Origin of the sequence: Treponema sp. Marseille-Q4130, assembly GCF_014334325.1 — a bacterium.
Taxonomy (GTDB): Bacteria; Spirochaetota; Spirochaetia; order Treponematales; family Treponemataceae; genus Treponema_D.
The window spans coordinates 134,779-155,226 of sequence record NZ_JACSET010000001.1; the positions used below are offsets into that span (position 1 = coordinate 134,779).

Here is a 20,448-nt window from a genome sequence, read left to right on the forward strand (position 1 = left end):
ATCGACTGATAGCGCCGTGTTTACGGCGATGCTCCGTCCGTTCAGCCTTTTTTGACGGATTGCGTCCATGAGGCGAGGAGGACGCCGAAGGCGACGCCGACATTGAGCGACGCTTTGAGTCCTTTCATCGGGATCGATACGCGCCCGTATTCGGCGTGATCAAGTGCTTGGGGACTGAGGCCGAGTTCTTCCGAGCCGATGAGGCAGATGCCTTGCGGCGGAAAGGAGAATTCGGAAATCGGCGTGCCGCCCGTTTCGAGGGCGAAGATCGGCAGTCCGTGCGGCAAGTCGTCGAGCGATCTTCGTTCCCAGCCGAGCGCTTCGATACAGCCCATGCCGCTTCGCAGCGCTCGCGTTTGACGGGGATCGGCGCAAAACGGCGACAGGTATACTTTATCGACACCGAAAGCTTCCGCGCTTCTGAAAATCGATCCGAGATTGAAGGGCGAGCGTATGTCTTCCGCATACACGCACATGCCGGGGTAAAAATCGCGCCGCCTCACGGTGCCGTTTTTATCGAACGGGAAAGCGTGCGGTGCTATGACCAAATCCCATTCGGCAGGAAAAGTTCCGATGATCGCAAGGAGATGATTGCGCGCGCAGTTGCATACGCGCCTCTCGTCGAAGACTTCGGCATCGATGAGAGAGCGGAGTTCCGCCGCCGCAGGAGAGGGGAGGGCGGGATCGTGCAGCACGATTTCCGCAAGACGCTTCGTGTATGCCGCTCTTGTCATGGACGGAAAATCGTAGGACGAACCTTTTTCCGCGATGCCTGCGATGTCGCGTTCGAGTGCTCCGAACGTAAGCGCGAGCTTCCGCCTGCGCTGTCCGCCTTCAAGCTGAAACAGTTTTCCCGGTTCGATCATAGCGATGCTGTAGATGCATGATGCGTTCAGTACGCGAGTTTGATAAAGTCGAACAAATCGTCCGATGTCATGCTGCGCGGCAGCGTGTTTACGAATTCAAGCTGACCCGCGTCTTCGGCGGCGAGCGCAAGCTGTTCGATCGAAATGGACAATTCTTTCAGGCGCGACGGAAGATTCGCTTTGGCGAGCAGTTCGCGGATGTACTCTGCAAAACGGACGGCCGCTTCTTCTCCGTGCATGTCGGAAGGAACGATGCGGGAAATGTGCGCGAGCTTTTCGACGCGCTCTATTTTGAATTTGCCGGCGTCCTCGATGATGCTCGGAAGCAAAATCGATGCGATGAGCGAACGCGAAACGGTAAAACGGGAATTGATGCACAGGGAAAGGAGCGTGCCGAGACCCGGTGCGCTTGAAGCGGCGGCGAGAGATGCCATGCAGCCCGCCTGAGATTTTAGTATTTCTTCCGGCGTCGTGATTTCGAGCGTCGGAGAGCCGCCCATCGCGTAGCCCATGAGTTCGACCGATTTTTCGACGAGCATATCGCTGAAAAACGTCGCTTTTTGTGAAAGGTAGGCTTCGAGGGCGAGGCACAGCGTTTCAAGCGCCATCGCCGTATTTTGATTGTCGGTAAGCGTCAGCGTTAAATTCGGATCGATGACCGCAAGCTTGCACAACCCGTTCTGCGTTTTGAGCAGTTTTATTTGACGTGAACGCGAATCGACGATCGGAGTGACGGATGCGTAGATAAAGGGTTCACGGATCGTCGTCGGCACGCACACGAGGGGCAGCGCGCCCGTCGTCGGCACGGCACCGTCGACATAATCGTAGAGGTCGTGGTTTTCGTTGTAGAGCGAAGCGACCGCGCAGCCGGCATTGAGCACTTTAGAACCGCCTGTGGCGATGATGCCGTGGATGTGTCCGTCGCGCGCGAGAGCGAGTACTCGTTCGACGGTTTTCGTGTCCGCATTTTCGCCGAATTCATTGAAAACGAAGTAATCGATTTTGCGTTCGGAAAGCGGCTCAAGCAGTTTGTCCGCGAGATTCACTTCTTTTAAAATCGGATCCATGACGATGAGAAAACGCGAACCGTATTCGCGCACAAACTGTCCTATGCGGCTCAGCGTATACGGCCCCAATACGATATTCGGTGAAATACGGAAAATAAAATCAGCCATAATACTCCCGTAAAAACTTTTGCGGAAAATAATAATTTCCGAAAAGTTTTCAGCTGCGCGCGAGAACGCACACGTATATGACCGCACGCTCCGTGAGAGCGGCCGGTACAAACAAAAAAAGACGGAACGATATTTCCGCCTTTTTTACATCGATTATTATTTTATCGCAATACGCGTCGGATGATCAGAGTCCGAAGCTCGTCATAATGCGATCCGCAGCGGAATCGATTACGGCATTATTCAGATAAGACGGATCTTTAATCTTTTCTTTTACCGCAGCGACGCGATCGGCGCGAACATCCGGCGTTTCGGCCGAAACTTTGTCCATATAATACAAAGCCGCCATGCGCTTGGCTTCGTCGGAAACGCTGATCGAATCGTTGCCGACTTTGGGTGCTCCCTGTTCGTTTATCCGGTGAGCGTTCTGCACATTGTTAAGAGGATTTACTCCCCCGATTTTGTCTATCATCATTCCGTCCTGCCCCTCTGCCGATTAATTATCGGCAGATTTATCAGAAAGTTTAATTTTTTTTACACCCGAAACGAAAACCGCACATTCGCCTTTTATCGACTCTCGGGACGCGAACTCGTCGCGCAGCTCTGCCGCCGTTCCATCGATGATCTCTTCGTGCAGTTTTGTCAGTTCCCGCCCGATCACGATACGGCGCTCACTATCAATATCGGCTAAATCGCCGAGCAACTTGAGGAGCCTGAACGGCGATTCGTATAAAATAACGGCGTCCCCCGAAGCGAGGAGCTCTTTCAGGCGCCGGCGGCGTTTTCCCGGAGAAGGCGATAAAAACCCTTCGAAAACGAGGGTTTTCCCGCCCGCTCCCGCAACGCTTACGAGAGCGGTGAGCGCCGAAGGGCCGGGAACGGGTACGACGGCAAAACCCGCATCGCGCACGATACCCGCCAAAAGGGCGCCCGGATCGCTGATGCCGGGCGTGCCCGCATCGCTCGCGTAGGCGACGTTTTTGCCGCTTTTCAGCAGATCGACGATTTTTTCGGCCGACTTTTCTTCGTTTTGCGCCCTGCACGATACGAGCGGCTTGCGTATACCGAAATGCGTGAGCAGCTCAAGCGTGTGCCGCGTATCTTCGCACGCGATGACATCCGCCGTTTTAAATGTTTCCAGTGCGCGGAACGTAATATCGCCGAGATTGCCGATCGGTGTTCCTACGATATATAACGAGGCCACGATGAAATCAGTATAAACCTTCAACCGCAATTTTGCAAGGCGACGGTTGGCGTTTGGCGTATAATTTCGCAAAAGGCAGACTGTGCAGCAAGCAACCGAATTGTTAAATATAGATTGAAAATAATACGATTACATATTATAATCTATTACATTACATTAATGGTATCAATGATATACCAATGAAACCGTATGATTTGAGAGGTCTTGCATGAGCAATACGAATTCCATCAGGCTGATCGAAAAATTCACGCCGATCATGAGAGCGCTTTTTTTAGCGGCGTTTTTTTTGCCGCTTTTGACTTTCGGTCCCTTTCTCATTTTTATCCGTGCATTTTCCGCGGCGGATATGATGAAAATGGCGCTCGCTCCGATGTGCTTTGTAGGCGTCGTCATCTTCAATGTTATCATTCCTTTTTGTCTTTATACCTATTATCAAAATGCGATCTGCAAATACGACGGCTCCCAAGCGTCGGTGGTGACGACGAACCGCAAATTGAAGAATTTTGAAACGATCAGTATCTTGGCGATAAACCTGAACGGACCGGCTATGTTTGTATTTTCGACGATCAGCTGCCGCATACACGGTATCGAATACGAACCGCTCGTGTGGTTTTTGGTTGCGGAAGGTACGACGTTTTTGTTCGGTCTGCTTATGTATATTCCGTTTTCCGAAATATTGGAAGAGCACATCCACAATCTCCCCATAAAGCGGGAATATATAACGCTTTCGGTTATGGCGAGGAATTCGTTTATCACGGGCTTCAGTTTTTTAGGTGTTATATTTTTGGTGCTGTCGCCGATGTTTTCGAAAGGAAACGCCGATTTGGATACGATGCCGCTTTTTCTGACTCGCGTTTTGCCCGTCCTCATCATAACGAGCGTCATCGCTATTTTGGATTCCTTCCTTTTTGTAAACAGCATGAATAAGCGTATCAGGATCATAACGAAATTTTCATCGTATCTTTCCAAAAACGATTATACGCAAAAGAGTCTTGTCGTAACGAGCCGCGACGATTTCGGCGTGCTGACGGCGGACTTAAATCAATTTTACAACGTCATGCGCCGCCTGCTCCGCGCCATTATGAGCACGGTCGCCGTTTCCACCGATTCGGCGGGAAATCTTGCCGACGGCGTGAGCGAAACGTCTTCGAGTATTATGCAGATCGTCGCAAATATCGAATCGGTCAAGAGCAGGATCGTCAATCAGGCGGCGGGGGTCGAAGAAGCGCAGGCAACCGTCAAAAGTATGGTCGAATACATCAACGATCTCGACAAAAATATTGACCGGGAAAAGGTGAGCATCGATTCGTCTTCGACTGCGGTCGAACAGATGGTTGCAAATATCCGCTCGGTGACGAATACGCTGAAAGCGAGCGGATCCGCCGCGCAAAAACTCAGTGATGCATCGAATAACGGGCGGGCTGCAATAGAGCAGGCGGTCGATCGTGCGCGCGATATCCTCGAGCGATCCGAAGGTTTGCTTGAAGCGAGCAATATCATCCAGAGCATCGCCGATCAGACGAACCTGCTCGCGATGAACGCCGCGATCGAAGCGGCACATGCGGGGGAAGCGGGCAAAGGCTTTTCCGTCGTTTCGGACGAAATCCGAAAGCTCGCCGAACAGTCGAACGAACAAGGTAAAACGATCAGCGAACAGTTGCAGGAACTGCAGGAATCGATTCAGCAAGTGTCGAACGGTACGACGCAGGTAAAAAATCAATTCGATACGATTTTCTCGCTTGCCGACGACGTTACGGAACAAAACCGCACTGTTATGTCCGCGATGCAGGAACAGTCGGCCGGCAGCTCTCAAGTGCTTGAAGCGATGACCGAAATCAAATCGACGATCGAGCTTGTCGCAAAGGGGTCGGCAGAGCTGACGAACGGCGGCAAGCAGATTGCAGCGGAGATGACCGCCCTTGCCAATTTGACGGAAGAGATCAACGGCGCAATGAGCGAAATGTCGAGCGGGGCGCAGTCGATCATCCACTCCGTGCAGAGTGTCGATTCCGCAACGACGGCGAATCGCGACAACGTACAAAAGCTTTCCGACGAAATAAATACCTTTACGGTCAACCGCTGATCGAACGCCGCGTGCGCGCGGCCGTGAGATTTTGTAAACTCGTCCGTGTGCATCGAGTCTGTCCTCTCGGCGTATCTGCAAGGGGCTGTTCAAAAACTTCAGTTTTCGGACAGTTTTTCTTGATGTACGCGCGCCCTGCATCTTCAAGCGTGCCGTCACGTAAAATTTAATAATTTAACAAATTCGTATTTAATAATTGCGCTTTCCGGAAATTTACTGTATCATTCTTATTATGAAAGAAGCGGAGAAAGACGATAGTCGACAATACGTCAAATTTTCAATCGGAGCGAAGCTCGTCGTCATCATTTCGGTGCTGACGATTTTATCGCTCGGTGTCATTACCCTCCTGGTTACATGGTTCGGCGGGCAGGATGTCAGGATCAGTGCGGAAGAAAATAACCGTACCGTAAACGCACAAGCTGCGAGTTTGGCGGAAAAGGATCTGTCGTCGCTGCGCGCGAATGCGTTTTTGCTGTTGGATATTTTAAACCGAACGGCGAGCACAAGTTCCTTTGCGAAGGAAGCGTCGGATTTTTATTTCGAGCGCAATCCGTCGGTTGCCGCCGTTTTGGTCACCGATTCGAGACGCGCAGGCGGTCTGGAGCGAAAGCTTTTAAGCACGCCGTTTTTTCTATCGAACGAATTGGATCCTTCGCTTGTCGATACGTTTTTGGAGCAGTCTCGCGATGCGATGGTGCAGGCTGAGCGCGGCATCACCTGCGTTATAAACGCATCTCCCGTATTCGATATCCCCATGCTCGTGCTGTGCTGGCCGTACACGGAAAAAGGTTTGCAGCAGGGTTTGGCTGTTTTCTTTTCCGCAGAAAAACTTTCCGACAGCTTCGGCGCGGGCACACTGCAGACGACGTATTTGGTAAACGGAGAGGGCGATATCCTGATCCATCCCGATTTCAATTTGGTAAAGAACGGCGCGAATGTCGGTAACTTTCCGCTTTTTATGCAGATGCTCGAAAACGGCGATACGAACCGCCAGCTTCTCGTTACAGACAACGAAGGCAAAAAATATTTCGGATCGTACCGCCGTCTTTCTTTCGGAGAGCTTGCCGTTTTGACGACCGCTGATGCCGCCGTGCTTTTGCAGCCGGTCGCGGAAACGACAAAGCGCAACATCTATTTGAGCATCATCGTTCTGTTTCTCTCGGTCATGTTCATTTGGTTTTTTTCCAAGTCGATCAGCCGTCCGGTAAAAACGCTCGCACGCGCCGCAGAGAGGATCGAGCAGGGAGAGTTCGAACTCGATTTGAAACCGAAGACGCGGGACGAACTCGGGCTTTTGACGTCGAGCTTCGTAAAGATGGGCAAGGGGCTTGCGGAACGCGAGCGGCTCAAAGATTCGTTCGGATGCTTTATCAATAAAGAAATCGCCGAACTTGCCATGCGCGGTGAGCTTGCACTCGGAGGGGAAACGAAAGAAACCACGATTTTCTTTTCCGACATCCGTTCGTTTACCGCCATCTCCGAAAAACTTACGCCGGCGGAAGTCGTCGAATTCTTGAACGAATATATGACATCGATGGTCGAATGCGTCAACATGACGCACGGCGTCGTCGATAAATTTATCGGAGACGCGATCATGTGCGTGTGGGGCGCTCCGACATCCACCGGAAGTCCGAAAGAAGACGCGCTCAACTGTATCCGTGCGGCGCTTCGCATGAGGGCTGCGCTCATAATCTTTAACCGTGGACGGGGCGGCGACAAAAAGCCGGTCATCCGTATCGGCTGCGGTATCAATTCCGGTCCCGTCGTTGCAGGTCAAATCGGTTCGACGCAGCGCATGGAATACACGGTCATCGGAGACGCAGTCAACCTCGCTTCCCGCACGGAAGCGCTCAATAAACCGATGGGAACGGACATCCTCATCACCGAATACACGTACGCGCTTGTACGCGACAGCGTGCTCGTCGAAGAGATGCCGTCGGTTACCGTCAAAGGCAAAGAAAAGCCGCTTCGCATGTTCGCCGTCGTCAATATGCCCGCCGAAGACGGCATCCCCGGCGCAGGCGCGAAAGGTCCGAAGTCTCTTGCGCAGATCAGGCAGGTGCTCGGAATTCCGACTCCCGATTTTGCAAAGGTAAATCTCAATGAAGACGAAAAGAAATACAAAATACAGTCGTGAGTCCGTATCGGCCGTATTGCAGGACATCTTCGTTGTGCTCTTTTCCTTGTCCGTTATCGGCTATACCGCGTTTTTATTTTTTAATAATTTAAATAAGACGATCGAGCGTACCGACAAAGTGCCGGTTGCGTCCATTTCGTACAAATACAAAAGCGTGCAGCGCAAATTCCTCGACCGCTCGGTGTGGGACAGGCCGGTGCAGTATTCTCCCGTGTATAACGGCGACATCATTCGAACCGCGCCCGCCTCCGAAGCGACGATTTATTTTCCAGATCAAAACGTCATAAACGTCGGCGCGAACACGATGATCCAGATTTTCAAACCGACGCAAAAAGACGAAACGGACGTGCAGATCGCTGAAGGCAACGTTTCCGTACAGACCGTCGGTTCGAAAGTTGCGGTCAAAGCGGACAATGTCTCCGTCGCTGTCGAAAAGGATTCCGTGCTGCACGTGCAGAAATTCGAAAGCGCGGAAAAAGAGGCGGGAAGCGTTTTATCTTCGCCGGATGCAAGCGCAGCTGCGGCAGGGATTGCAGGAGACACTGCGCGCAAAAGTACCGCTCAGGGAGAAAATGCCGCTCCGGGCGGAGCGCTTCGTTTGACCGTCGAAAAGGGAGCGGCCGCTATGACGACGCTGGAGGGCGGAAGTACCGATGTACGTGCGGGGCGGAACGTTGCCGCGATCGCCGCAGAACCGACCGTACTTTCCGAGGGAGCTGTCGTACAGACGGGAAACAATGCCGCAGTGTCCATGATACGCCCCGCGTCCGGAGCAAGGCTTATCAATCAATATAAACGCCTGCTTCCGGTATCGTTTGCGTGGAGCAGTTCTTTTTCCGACGATACCGAACTCGTTTTGGAAACGTCGCGGAGCCGCGATTTTGCAAAAGCGAGCAGGCTTTCGGTCAAGGGATTGCAGGAAGTGACGCTCGATGAAGAAGCGGGAACAGTGTATTGGCGGATCTATGCGGCCGAGCGGGGAGCGCGCGACGAATCTGCGGATTCGGGAAAGTTTACCGTTGTGGACGCTCCTCCTCCCGTTCCGCTAGAGCCTGTGCCCGATCGCCGCTTCGTGTACAAAGAGACGATGCCTACGGTGCGCTTTTTGTGGAAGGGCAACGACGTCTCTTCGTCGTACATGCTCGAAACCGCCGACAATCCCGATATGCGAAACCCCGCAGTGGTCAAACAAGTGAGCGGGGAGACGGTAACGCTGCCGAATCTGCGCGAAGGGGTGTGGTATTGGCGGGTGACGCCGAATTATATCATCGATGAAAGCATCCGTCCGAAGCCTTCTGTTGTGTCCGCATTTTCGATCGAAAAGCAAAAAGAGTTGCCTCCTATCAAACTGATCGCACCGGGTGCGATCGCCGATACGGCCGAAGGAAAAAGTGTCGCCTTTTCGTGGAAGCGCGTAAACGAAGCGTCAAAATATCGGCTCGTCGTCGCAAAAAGCGAATCGATGAGCGATACGGTCGTCGAGCGGACAAGCGATATCAATTATTATGAATTGAAAAACGCGGCGAAGGCGCTTCCGAACGGGATCTATTATTGGACGGTGGAAGGGCTCGATAAAAACGGCGAGCACTTGACGGCGAGCGCACCTTCGGCATTTCGAAGCCGCGACAGCGAAGTCGTTTTGCGCTCGCTCTTTCCTCCTGACAATTACGTGTTGGCCGATACGCTGTGCCTCGACACGCGCTTTACGTGGAAGACGAATTTGGAAGGGGAGCAGCGCTTTCAAGTGTCCGCGTCCCCCGATTTTTCAAATCCCGTACTCGACGTAAAAGCGCTGGGTTCCGGCATCGACGGCACGGTTTTGCCGCAGGGCGATTATTTTTGGCGCGTGTCGGTTAAAAGCGAATTCGAAGCGCTTGAAACGCCGCCGAAACGATTGACCGTAGCGCCTGCGCTTCCTTCGCCCAAACTCGTCGGCATCGGGGAGGTCGTCGTCATTCACCCGCAAAAAAAGAATACTTTTGCGTGGACTGCCGTTCCGGGCGCCGATTATTATCAAGTGAAGATCACCAAGCCCGGTTTGGATTCGGAGCCGCTGTATGAAAATCTGTACATCACCGATACGGGCGTAGAGATAGCGCTGCAGTCGATACAGGACGGCGATTACATAATGAGCGTACAGGGCTTTGCGTCTTCGACGCTGACGTCGAGCAGGCGCTACAGTTACGCGGCCGATAAAGCCTTTATGCTCAAGCATTTGCGTCCGGTAGAACTCGTGTCGCCCGCGAACAATGCGAGGATCGGCGGTGTGGATGCGGCGCTGAACCCCGTCCGACTGCAGTGGTCTTCCGTCGAAAAGCCTGTAAAGAGCCGACTCGTGCTCGAAAAGGCGGGACAGCGGGGGAGCGTGCTTTCCGTTTCCGATCCTTCTTTTTCCGTAAAGCTTCCATCCCTCACTGCGGGAAACTATCGGTGGAGGGTCATCGCATCTACCGCAGACGGATTTGACATATCGTCCATGAAAGACAGCAGCTTTACCGTTTTGCCCATACCGCCGCTTGAAAGAGTTGCATTGGTATTTCCTTCAGACGGCGAAACGTTCGGTGTAAGCTTTTTCAAAGCGAACCGGAGCATCGTGTTCCGCTGGAAAAAGAACGGAGAAGCGACGCATTACGTGATTCGGCTCTACAACGAAAAAAAGCAAAAGATTTTCGAGCGCGAGCTGAGCGCCGAGACATCCTCTCGTGCGGACGGCGACTGTGCGTTCGAATTCGGCGATCTTGAGAGATTGTCGCGCGGAATTTTTTATGCGGAAGTTGAGCCTGAACGGCGGCTGAAAGACGGCATGCTGTTCCAAAGCGGCATCGTTTCGAGCCGCCGCTTCGTCATCGATTTGCCGAAAGCGGCATCGGTGGAAACGGATGCACCGGGGGTACTCTATGGCAAATAAACGAAGTACTGCGGTGCTTTTGTGCCTGCTTTCGCTTTTGCCCCTTGCCGCGCAAAACAGAGGTGGTCGCCCCGATCCGGACAAGCACTATTTTATCCAAGAAGGCGAGGACGGCGCGGTGCTCTATCAGCGTCTTTCATGGGAAGCGATCAACGACATATTCGGCTTTGAATTCCTGCTCGAGGAAAGGGATGCGTCGGGCGCCTGGCACGAGATCGATAAAAAAATCGTGCAGGATAATTTTATCGATGTGTCGCTGCCTCCGGGAAACTACCGCTATAAAGTAACCGTCATCAACCTGCTTGAACAAAAGGAAGCGTCGAGCGCGTATCGGAACTTCGACATATTGATCGCCTATCAGCCGGATGTCGAATCCGTGACGCCGCGCCTCATCTATCTCGACGAATTTTTCGACGGAAAATTTACCGTTACGGGCGGCAATTTTTTCGACGATACCGTTTTCGTTTTTGAAAAGGCGGGCGGAGGAACGATAAAGCTTGAGCCTTCCGAAGTGTCGAAGGACGGCAAACGTGCGCGATTCGAATTGAATACGAACAGATTCCAGCCGGGTACTTACGTCTTTGTTGCACGCGATAAAAGCGGTCTTACCGCCAAAAGCGAAGACGTAACGTTCCGCTTCCAAAAGCCGGTGGATACTTACGTTTCGCTCGGCTACGCGTTTACGGGCTTTACGGGAGAGAGCGTATTCAAAACGTATTATGACCGCACCGTCGCTCCTTTGGGCGGCGTCTTTCGCCTTACCGTGTTGCCGTTTAAAAGAACCTACGGTCACTTCGGGTTTAACCTGAATTACAGTGCGGCAATGCTGCGGAAACAGCTGGACGATTATACGCTCGACGGCGCTCTCATGCTGACCCACCTTAACGCGGCATACGTATATCCGATCATCAAGCACCGCTTGAATCTCGACATACACGCCGGAGTGGGGGCAGCATTTTTAATGCAGAGCAAATTTTCGTTCAGCGGCGTAGAGAGCCCCGCGTATTGGTACTGGGGGTTGGATGCGGACGCGGGAACGGCGCTGCAGGTTTTCGTGTATAAAAAGATGTATCTTGAGTTTAACGTCGATCACTTTTTCGTGTTTCGTGACGGTTTGCCGAAGTATATGTTTCAACCGCAGTTTTCCGTCGGCTGGATGTTCTAAGGACTTTTTAATGAGGGAGTCCGGTATGAAGCGATTCGGAAAAAACCTTATACGCGCCGCCCTGTGTGCGACCGGCATCACGCTGCTTTTTTGCGTGACCTCTTGTAAAGAGCTTTTTGCGGACATAGAAGAGAATTTTTCATATTGGACGTCCGGAGTTGCTGCGACGGATTCCGTCGTCGATGTGTCATACCAAAAGAGTGAGGACGGGACTCTGTGCATACCGTCCTCGGTCGACGTGCCGGTTACGATCAAACTGCTTAATCCCAAAAAATTTAGGCTCGTTATGCCCGCATCGTCTTCGGATGAAAAGGTTATACGGTTCTCGCATCTTTCGCCGCAGCCTATGTACGGCACCGACTACACACTGCAGCAAACGGCAGACGATGTGCTGACGCTCACGTACAAAAGCGCTTTTTTGAAGCGGCACGAATGGGGCAACGGCAATATCGGAGCTGACATCAGCTTCATCTCAACCGACGGCAGAGTATTCGGCAAAGGTTTCAGCATAAACATAAGGGTGAATACCGCTCCGGTTTTGGAAGCTGCGGGAATCGCAAAAACGCGAACGGCGGATCCGGACGGCAACTATTACTATGTGCTTTTATTCCGCGTAAAAGACATGGACTCCCCGATAACCGACAGCAGCGTACACAAAGACATTACGGCGCTGAACGTTACGGCAGGCGGTGTTCCGTCTGAGATTCCGTTGAGCTTTAACTCAGCCAAAAGGGATTTTGAGAGGGGCGAAAACCTTTTAGAGGCAGGCGACGTACAAAAGCTTGACCCGTCCGATCCTGAGCTCCCAAGCGGCAGTTGGATTCTCCGTTTAAAAACCGATGTCAAAGTAGGGGGCGCGGCAAAAGAATACGCCGTCAGCGTAAAAGACGCGCAGGGTTTAAGTTCAGCGGTCATACAGACAAGCACTCAAAAAACCAAACTTGCCGTTGCGGAATTGCTTGACGGCTTAAGCCCGATAACGGGAACAGCGGAAACTAATCCGAAAAACTTTCCGGGCATAAGCGGAAAAACGATTAGCGCAAAAGCGCTCGGCGGTGCCCTCATAACGGGAACAGTCGAAAAGTACAACGGTGCCGACTGGAATCAGGCATTTACCGTAAGCGGCATAACGCCCGTTTCGATACACTTACCGGCGCTCGACACGGGCGAAACCGAAGCGTTCTACAAAATTATACTGAAGGCGCAATTAACCGGCTATGACGACAGCGATGAACAAACATTCTTTGTAAAACTGTTACGGCAGGAAGTTCCCGTTCTTAAAATAAAACAGGATTTTGCCGGTGCCAATGATTTGCACAGTATTTCCGCAGCGGCTAAAGGCTATGTTAGCGAAGACATCATAAGCGATGCAGGGTACTATCACAGTACCGCAACTGCGCTTGGTATTTACAACAAAGGCGGTACGGCAAAGCTTTCGATTACCGTGAACGCAGGTGCAACGGTAAAGTATAAACTGAACAGCGGAAGCGAAATGACAACTGGCGGAGAAATAGCTATAGCCGCAGGCCCAAACGAACTCGAAGTATGGGCAGTAAGGGGCGGGGTGGAAGGCCCTCACACTACCGTGCATATTAAGCTGATAAATGCCGTTACCGCTTACGGCGAACTTAAAAATACCGTACAAAATGCACCCGAACAGGGTACGGGACCCGGTCAGCATGATTATAGCACTTTCTTTATAGACATTAACATCGGTACCGACCTGACCGCCGATACCGAAACAGCCGTAATCGGCGGCAAAAAACTGATTCTGTCGAGTTCGTCAAGCGGTACCGTCCGCACCGTCAACGCAGGCGGCAACAGGCGCATCTTTAAAATAAGCGATACCGGCTCGCGGCTTGAGCTTCAGGACATAAAGCTTGAAGGAGGCTATGCTGCCGACGGTAAAGGCGGGGCGGTTTGTGTCGAAGCCGGAGGCGCTCTTGGGCTGACAGATAAAACCGTCATTACTCCGTCAACGGGAAGCGATGTAAACACGAGAGGCAAAAACGATGTGTATCTTGCAAACGGCACCCAAATCATTCTGGACGGTCCTTTGCTGGGCACCACTCCAACCAATCCTATTGTTGCCCGCATTACGCCCGAAACTTACTCCGAAACCGTACAAGTGCTTGGCGGCGGTAATTTAGGAGGGGGCACACCGCCTGCCTACACCAAGTTCACCGTAACGCAGCCGACAGATTCGGACTCTATATGGAAAATAAAGAGCGACGGAAAGCTGCAGAAAATCTCAAGCACCATAAACGGCTCGGATAGCCTTGCATGGAAAAAGCTGTTGGATGCCGTGAGGGAATTCCCCGAAGGCAGTACCATCGTCATAGACGGTCTCATACAGGCGACAAACGAAGCCGGTAACTTCGGCGAAATCGTCATCAACAAAAACCTGAAGATAAAGGGCAAAACCGGAGCAGGCACAGACATACTCGATGCAAACGCAAGTACGCTCGGCACGAATGCGCACCGCATCTTCAAAGTGGAAAACGGCAAAACGCTCACCCTTGAAAAACTGACGCTGAAAAACGGCAAAGACCAAAAAGGCGGCGGTATTTATGCAGGTACAGGAACAACGGTCAATCTGGATATTCTGACTACTATCCAAGAGTGCAAAGCGACAGACGGTGGGGCAATTTATAACGATGGTGGAACCCTTACAATAAAAGGCGCAAGTGTCATAAAAGGCAACGAAGTGACAAACAACGGCGGCGCATTTCTCATAAAAAGCGGTTCGCTTCATATGGAAAACAATTGTATTGTCGAGCAGAATAAGGCAAAGAAAGGCGGCGGTATTTATATAACGAACAGCGGTACCGCTACGATACTTTACTGCCGAGCAAGTGAAAACGAAGCGCAAGATGATGGCGGCGGAGTGTATATTGACGGCGGTTCTCTGACGCTTGAGGGGTCAACTATCGGCGGACAGCAATTCTATGACGGTACTGCCCCCGATAAAACAAAAGGCAACAAAGCGAAAAAAGGCGGCGGCATCTATCTTACCGGAAGCGGCGTAGTTTGTACGATGACCGGCGGGAAAGTTTCCTACAATAAGGCGAGCGAAGACGGCGGCGGTGTGTATGCAGATACTGCAACACTTAAGATGAGCGGAAGCGCAACCGTTAACCCGAATTCTCAAAATCAAACCGTCTATTTAAAGAACGGCGCGAAGATACACATTGAAGGCGCGCTGACGGGGGCGGCTCCCGTTGCGTGCATTACGCCTGAATCCTACGCAGTGTCCGTGAAAGTGCTCGACGGAGCTATAACAGCGGGCACGGCGCCGAATCAAAACTATACCAAGTTCACCGTAACGCCGAACGGCACCGAGGAGTGGGAAATAAAGAGTGACGGATATTTGATAAAAGTGCCGGTAATCATAGACGGCACAAAGCCGCTTGCATGGAAAAAGCTGCTCGATGCCGTTGCCGACGCACAAGACGGCGACGTTATCACCATAACAGGGGCCGTACAGGCGAAAAACGAAGGCACGGGTTCCAATGCCAACAGGGGCGAAATCGTCATCAACAAAAGCTTGACGATAAAGGGCAAAACCGGAGCGACATCAGACATACTCGACGCAAACGCAAACAATCTCGGCTCGGACGCGCACCGCATCTTTAAAGTCGCAAGCGGCAAAACGCTCACGCTTGAAAACCTGACGCTCAAAAACGGTCAGGGATCCGAAAGCGGAAATACGGACAACGGAGGTGCCGTGTACGTAAAAGGCGGAACCGTCGAAATGACGCTCTGCACCCTTACGGGCAACAAGGCAGACAAAGGCGGCGCCGTGTATGCGGAAAAGGACGGCAGTACGAGAGCTGCCGTAACGCTTAAAGGCTGCACTATCGGCGGCACAGGTACGAACGACGCAAACAAGGCGATCTTCGGCTCGGATCAAGAAGGCGGCGGCCTTTATATCGGAGAGCTCTGCACATTGAAGCTTGACGATGCCGGCTCTACCGGCTGCACGGTTCAGGGTAATACGGCAATGAAAGGTGGCGGTATCTATGCAGCAGGCATTGCCCAAATAAAAGGCACAAGCAAAATAGTGAACAATACGGCAGACCATTTGGGCGGCGGCATATATTCGGAAGGAAGCCTGACCTTATCGGGTGATGTACTGATAAAGGGCAATAGCGCATCCGACCAGTCGGCCTTAGGCGGCGGCGTGTATGTAGGCGGCGGCACCTTTGCGATGAGCGAACGTGCAACCGTTACTCCGTCTACCGGCGAAAATACGGATAAACCGCGCGAAAACGACGTGTATTTGGCTACGGGAAAAAAGATAACCCTTTCAGGCGCTCTTTACCCGCAAGGCGGCGGAAAAGCCGCACGCATTACGCCGCAAAATTACACTTCAGATACGCAAGTGCTTGACGGAGCGATAACAGAGGGCACAGTGTCGGATCAAAACTACACCAGGTTCACCATAACGCCGCAAGAAGACAGCGGTAATACATATCATTGGGAAACAGATAAGGACGGCAAGATAGTGCGTCTTGTAGAGGGGGGGGGCACAAAGCCGCTTGCATGGAAGGCGCTTAAAGATACTGTCGCCGCCGCTCAGCCGGGCGACACCATCGTCATAAAGTTCACAATCACAGCGACAAAGGATCCCGGTAACTTCGGTGAAATCGTCATCGACAAAAACCTAACGATAAAGAACACATTAGGAGGCATACTCGACGCAAACGCAAGCGCTCTCGGCTCGGACGCACATCGCATCTTTAAGGTGGAAAGCGGCGCAAAGCTCACCCTTGAAAGAGTGGGACTCAAAGGCGGCAAGGCAACAGGATCGGGCGATCAAGGCTTCGGCGGGGCACTATACATAGAGGGTACCGTCGAGATGACAGGCGCCGTCATTTATGGCGGCAACACGGCAATAAAAGGCGGCGGCGTGTATGTAACCGGTTCCGGCGCAGTGTTAACAATGGATAGTTGCCAAATACACGGTAATATAGCACGATCACCGTCAACGCATCTTGAAGTGATGGGCGGCGGCGTGTGCGTTGCAAACGGCGCAACGTTCAATATGAATAACGGAAGCATATATGAAAATCAGGCGATTGCCTCATCCGTTGCAGGTTCAAAAGCGATGGGCGGCGGCGTGTGCGTTGCGGGCAGCGGCAGCACGTTTGTTATGAAAGACAGCAGCGAAACCAGGATCTACGGCAATGAAGTTAAAAAATCCGGTGGCACAAATATTACGACGATAGGCGGCGGCGTATGCGTGGTAGATGGCGCTTCGTTCACAATGGAAAAAGGTTATATAACCGAAAACAAAGCTGTCGAAGGAACTGTGCCGTACTTCGGAAAAGTCGGCGGCGGCGTGTGCGTGGGCGGGCACGGAAGTGCCGACGACACCGGTTATACCGACGATAACGCAACGTTTACGATGAAAGGCGGCATGATCCGCAAAAACGAAGCCGGGGCAGGCGGCGGCGTTGCCGTTATGAGTAAGGCATCCTTTATCATGAAAGGCGGTACTATCGGCGGTGAGGAAGCGTACGCAAACAAAGCGACCGGAACCGGAAACGACGGCTTCGGCGGCGGCGTTGCCGTCATGCACGGTACCTTCACTATGGAAGGTGAAAGCAGCATCGTAGGCAATACGGCAGACGGCTCAGGCGGCGGCATATACGGCATGAAGATGAACGGCAATGAAGGAGAAATCATCATCAAAGGCTCAAGCATAATAAAACGCAATACAGCGAATGTATCGAATAGCCCTGCAGGCGGCGGAATATATGCATCTCATAAACTGACCGTAGAGGGTTCGGCACGGATAGAAAATAACAAAGCGCCGAACGGCGATGGCGGCGGTATTGTCTGTACCAATAATGCACAAGTTGACTTTGCCGGCGGTACGATTACCGGCAACACTGCAACACGCTATGGAAAGGGCGTGTATATCAGCCCCTTGTCTTCGGGTGCATTTAATATGTCAGGCGGTGCAAAAGCAGATACAAACAACGACGTGTATTTGGACGCAAGCGGCTCCGATAGTGCAAAGATCACCGTTAACAGTTCGCTCACCCCTGCAGGCGGCACGGCGGCGCGTATTACGGTACCGGATGCAAATTATCAGACGACTACGCAAGTGCTTACGGGCAGCGCAGTAGGCTCGGAATACGGCAAGTTTACGGTAACGCCGCAAGACTCAGGCGGCGGCAATGTGCAGAACTGGAAAGTAGACAGTAGCGGCAACTTGCAAACGCAGTAAAGTTACCTCTAAAAACTGCAATTTTTAGAGGTTCCCATTGAATAAAAACGTCATACCTTGTACACTGAATCAATGGATATTCAATCACGGCGGCGTGTTGTCATTACGGGTTTGGGTGCCGTCACTCCGCTCGGAAACGATGTCGCATCGACATGGGCGGGCATTAAAGCCGGCAAAAGCGGCATCGGAAAAATTACTCTTTTCGATGCTTCCGATTATCCCGTAAAGATCGCGGCCGAAGTAAAAGATTTTTCACTCGACGCGTACGGTTTGGATCACAAAGTCGTGCGAAAAATGGCGCGATTTACGCGCTTTCTTACGGCCGCTTCTCTGCAGGCCGTTCGCGATGCGGGCTACGACGAATCGTCTTTCGGGGCGGATGCATCGGGTATCGTAAACGGCGTCGGTATCGGCGGCTACGATGCGATCGAAGACGGTTTTAAAAAATATTGCGATCCCCGCTTCGGCGTGAGCCGTCTGCCTCCGCTCACCGCTCCGATGATGCTGCAAAACGAAGCTGCCGCAAACGTCAGTATGCTTCTCGGCGTGCACGGTCCTGTATGGACGATTTCGACGGCATGCGCTTCAGGTACCGATGCGATCGGTCTTGCCTCCGATTTGATTCGAAGCGGCAGGGTGGATGTATGCATCGGAAGCGGCACGGAAGCGTGCATTACGGGATTTAGCATCGGCTGCTTTCAAGTGTTGCAGGCGCTCGCATCTTCGTTCAACGATTGTCCGGAAAAAGCGAGCCGCCCCTTCGACAAAGCGAGAGACGGCTTTGTCATGGCCGAAGGAAGCGCCGCCCTCGTGCTCGAAGAACTCGAACACGCGAAAAAGCGCGGTGCACGCATCTACGCGGAAATCGCAGGTTACGGATCGTCGAGCGACGCTTATCATATAACCGCGCCTACTCCCGACGGTTCGGGGGGGGCGCTTTGCATCGAGCGCGCTTTTGCCGACGCGGGTATGCAGCCTTCTTCGGTTCAGTATTACAACGCGCACGGCACGTCCACTCAGGCGAACGACGAAACGGAAACGAAAATGATAAAGCGCGCTTTCGGCGATCACGCGTATACATTGGCGGTATCTTCGACGAAGAGTATGACCGGTCACATGATCGGAGCGGCAGGTATTATCGAAGCGCTCTTTTGCATCAAAGCGATCGGAGACGGTTTTGCACCTCCGACGATGAACCTCGACGACCCCGATGTCGAGCACGGCTGCGATTTGGATTACGTTCCGAACAAAGGCAGAAAAATGAGCATCGACGCGGCGGCGAGCGTATCGCTCGGTTTCGGCGGACATAACGGGTGCGTCATCGTTAAGCGGTACGAATAAAGAGAGGCGGAAGTTGATACTTCCTGCAAAAGTTTTTATGAGAGGTAGTTATGATTATTAAACCGATGGTTCGAAGCAGCATCTGTATCAACGCGCATCCTGTTGGCTGTGCAAAAGAAACGGAAAACGAAATTGCGTATATCAAGACGCAAAAAGAAAAGCGCGGCATCAAGGGTGCAAAAGAAGGCGGGGCGGGACCGAAAACCGTGCTCGTGCTCGGCTGTTCGACGGGATACGGACTCGCAAGCCGCATCGTGGCCGCATTCGAATACGGAGCCGACACGATCGGCGTTTCGTTCGAAAAAGCGGGAACTGAAACGAAGGGCGGCACACCCGGCTGGTACAATAATGCGGCTTTCGACCGCGCGGCGAAAAAAGAAGGACTTGCATCCGTCACGCTGAATGCAGACGCCTTTGCCGACGAAACGAGAGCGCTCGTCATCGACGAAGTGAAAAAGCTCGGAGCTAAATTCGATTTAATAATTTACAGTCTTGCAAGTCCCGTGCGTACCGATCCCGATACGAAAGTGCTCTACAAATCGGTAATCAAGCCGCGCGGAAAACCCTACAGCGGAAAGTGTATCGACATTATGACCGAAACGCTGAAAGAGTCGAGCGCGGAGCCGGCGACGGAAAAAGAGATCGCAAGTACGATCAAAGTGATGGGCGGAGACGACTGGAGACGCTGGATCAAACAGTTGTCCGATGCGGGAGTCCTTGCGCAAGGCTGCCGTACGATCGCGTATTCGTATATCGGACCGGAACTCAGCCATGCGATTTACCGCGACGGCACGATCGGTACTGCAAAGCTCGATTTGGAAAAAGCGGCGCTTGACTTGGACAAAGATCTGAAATCGTCGGTCGGTGGAGGCGCGTACATTTCCGTCAACAAGGGACTCGTCACGCGTTCGAGCGCCGTCATCCCGATCATATCGCTGTACCTGTCGATTTTATTTAAAGTGATGAAAGAAAAGGGAACACACGAAGGATGCATCGAACAGATGGAGCGTCTCTTTGCCGAACGGCTTTATACGGTCGACGGTACGGTTCCGACCGACAGCGAGCACCGCATCAGAATCGACGATCTCGAACTTGCGGACGACGTGCAGAAAAAATGTCTCGAAAATATGAAGTCGGTAACGCAGGAAAATCTTCGCGAGCTCTGCGACCTCGAAGGTTACAAGCACGACTTTCTCGCTGCAAACGGGTTCGATATCGCGGGCGTCGATTACGATAAGGACGTCGCTCGCATGGATACGATCGATTGAACGGCGCTTGATGCCGATAAAAATTATTAATTAATAATTTTGCTCCGTCTTTTGTGCCGAGCGCAA

11 protein-coding genes are annotated in these 20,448 nt (G+C 52.4%); 7 read left to right on the forward strand and 4 right to left on the reverse strand.

Annotated elements, in window-relative coordinates; all coding sequences use genetic code 11:
* Nucleotides 1-41 precede the first annotated feature (41 nt).
* The 4 genes from H9I36_RS00580 to rsmI form a co-directional block, all read right to left on the reverse strand.
* Entirely contained in the window at nucleotides 42-866 is an 825-nt protein-coding gene (locus H9I36_RS00580) for a TrmH family RNA methyltransferase (protein ID WP_187383448.1), read from the reverse strand.
* Nucleotides 867-892: 26 nt separating this feature from the next.
* Nucleotides 893-2,041 carry an iron-containing alcohol dehydrogenase gene (locus tag H9I36_RS00585; RefSeq protein ID WP_187383449.1) on the reverse strand — a complete coding sequence of 383 codons (1,149 nt, stop codon included), beginning with the start codon at nucleotides 2,039-2,041 and terminating at the stop codon, nucleotides 893-895.
* 184 nt (nucleotides 2,042-2,225) lie between these two features.
* Nucleotides 2,226-2,513, reverse strand: a complete 288-nt coding sequence (locus tag H9I36_RS00590; protein WP_187383450.1) for a flagellar biosynthesis anti-sigma factor FlgM — start codon at nucleotides 2,511-2,513, stop codon at nucleotides 2,226-2,228.
* A 21-nt stretch (nucleotides 2,514-2,534) separates the two neighbouring features.
* A complete protein-coding gene (gene rsmI / locus H9I36_RS00595; protein ID WP_187383451.1) occupies nucleotides 2,535-3,242 on the reverse strand; it encodes a 16S rRNA (cytidine(1402)-2'-O)-methyltransferase in 708 nt (235 codons plus the stop codon).
* Between the two features lie 208 nt (nucleotides 3,243-3,450).
* On the opposite strand from rsmI, the gene H9I36_RS00600 reads away from it, so the two are divergent.
* From H9I36_RS00600 to fabV, 7 genes are all read left to right on the forward strand, one after another.
* Nucleotides 3,451-5,325 (forward strand): methyl-accepting chemotaxis protein, encoded by a 1,875-nt coding sequence (locus H9I36_RS00600; RefSeq protein ID WP_187383452.1) that lies wholly within the window; start codon nucleotides 3,451-3,453, stop codon nucleotides 5,323-5,325.
* 232 nt (nucleotides 5,326-5,557) lie between these two features.
* Entirely contained in the window at nucleotides 5,558-7,462 is a 1,905-nt protein-coding gene (locus H9I36_RS00605; protein WP_187383453.1) for an adenylate/guanylate cyclase domain-containing protein, read from the forward strand.
* Nucleotides 7,428-10,370, forward strand: coding sequence for a FecR family protein (locus H9I36_RS00610; RefSeq protein WP_187383454.1), 2,943 nt, complete (start codon nucleotides 7,428-7,430; stop codon nucleotides 10,368-10,370). The genes H9I36_RS00605 and H9I36_RS00610 overlap by 35 nt, the downstream gene beginning before the upstream one ends.
* Nucleotides 10,360-11,535, forward strand: coding sequence for a hypothetical protein (locus H9I36_RS00615; RefSeq protein ID WP_187383455.1), 1,176 nt, complete (start codon nucleotides 10,360-10,362; stop codon nucleotides 11,533-11,535). The genes H9I36_RS00610 and H9I36_RS00615 overlap by 11 nt, the downstream gene beginning before the upstream one ends.
* A gap of 25 nt (nucleotides 11,536-11,560) precedes the next feature.
* Nucleotides 11,561-17,773: a right-handed parallel beta-helix repeat-containing protein gene (locus H9I36_RS00620; protein ID WP_187383456.1), complete on the forward strand. Its 6,213-nt coding sequence runs from the start codon at nucleotides 11,561-11,563 to the stop codon at nucleotides 17,771-17,773.
* A 72-nt stretch (nucleotides 17,774-17,845) separates the two neighbouring features.
* Nucleotides 17,846-19,114, forward strand: coding sequence for a beta-ketoacyl-ACP synthase II (gene fabF, locus H9I36_RS00625; RefSeq protein ID WP_187383457.1), 1,269 nt, complete (start codon nucleotides 17,846-17,848; stop codon nucleotides 19,112-19,114).
* 50 nt (nucleotides 19,115-19,164) lie between these two features.
* Nucleotides 19,165-20,382: an enoyl-ACP reductase FabV gene (fabV, locus tag H9I36_RS00630; protein WP_187383458.1), complete on the forward strand. Its 1,218-nt coding sequence runs from the start codon at nucleotides 19,165-19,167 to the stop codon at nucleotides 20,380-20,382.
* Nucleotides 20,383-20,448: the final 66 nt, after the last annotated feature.

Excerpts from the sequence above, each read along its gene's own strand:
- H9I36_RS00580 (WP_187383448.1), bottom strand. The coding sequence starts at position 866 with ATGATCGAACCGGGAAAACTGTTTCAGCTTGAAGGCGGACAGCGCAGG.
- H9I36_RS00585 (WP_187383449.1), bottom strand. The coding sequence starts at position 2,041 with ATGGCTGATTTTATTTTCCGTATTTCACCGAATATCGTATTGGGGCCG.
- H9I36_RS00590 (WP_187383450.1), bottom strand. The coding sequence starts at position 2,513 with ATGATGATAGACAAAATCGGGGGAGTAAATCCTCTTAACAATGTGCAG.
- H9I36_RS00600 (WP_187383452.1), top strand. The coding sequence starts at position 3,451 with ATGAGCAATACGAATTCCATCAGGCTGATCGAAAAATTCACGCCGATC.
- H9I36_RS00605 (WP_187383453.1), top strand. The coding sequence starts at position 5,558 with ATGAAAGAAGCGGAGAAAGACGATAGTCGACAATACGTCAAATTTTCA.
- H9I36_RS00610 (WP_187383454.1), top strand. The coding sequence starts at position 7,428 with ATGAAGACGAAAAGAAATACAAAATACAGTCGTGAGTCCGTATCGGCC.
- H9I36_RS00615 (WP_187383455.1), top strand. The coding sequence starts at position 10,360 with ATGGCAAATAAACGAAGTACTGCGGTGCTTTTGTGCCTGCTTTCGCTT.
- H9I36_RS00620 (WP_187383456.1), top strand. The coding sequence starts at position 11,561 with ATGAAGCGATTCGGAAAAAACCTTATACGCGCCGCCCTGTGTGCGACC.
- fabF (WP_187383457.1), top strand. The coding sequence starts at position 17,846 with ATGGATATTCAATCACGGCGGCGTGTTGTCATTACGGGTTTGGGTGCC.
- fabV (WP_187383458.1), top strand. The coding sequence starts at position 19,165 with ATGATTATTAAACCGATGGTTCGAAGCAGCATCTGTATCAACGCGCAT.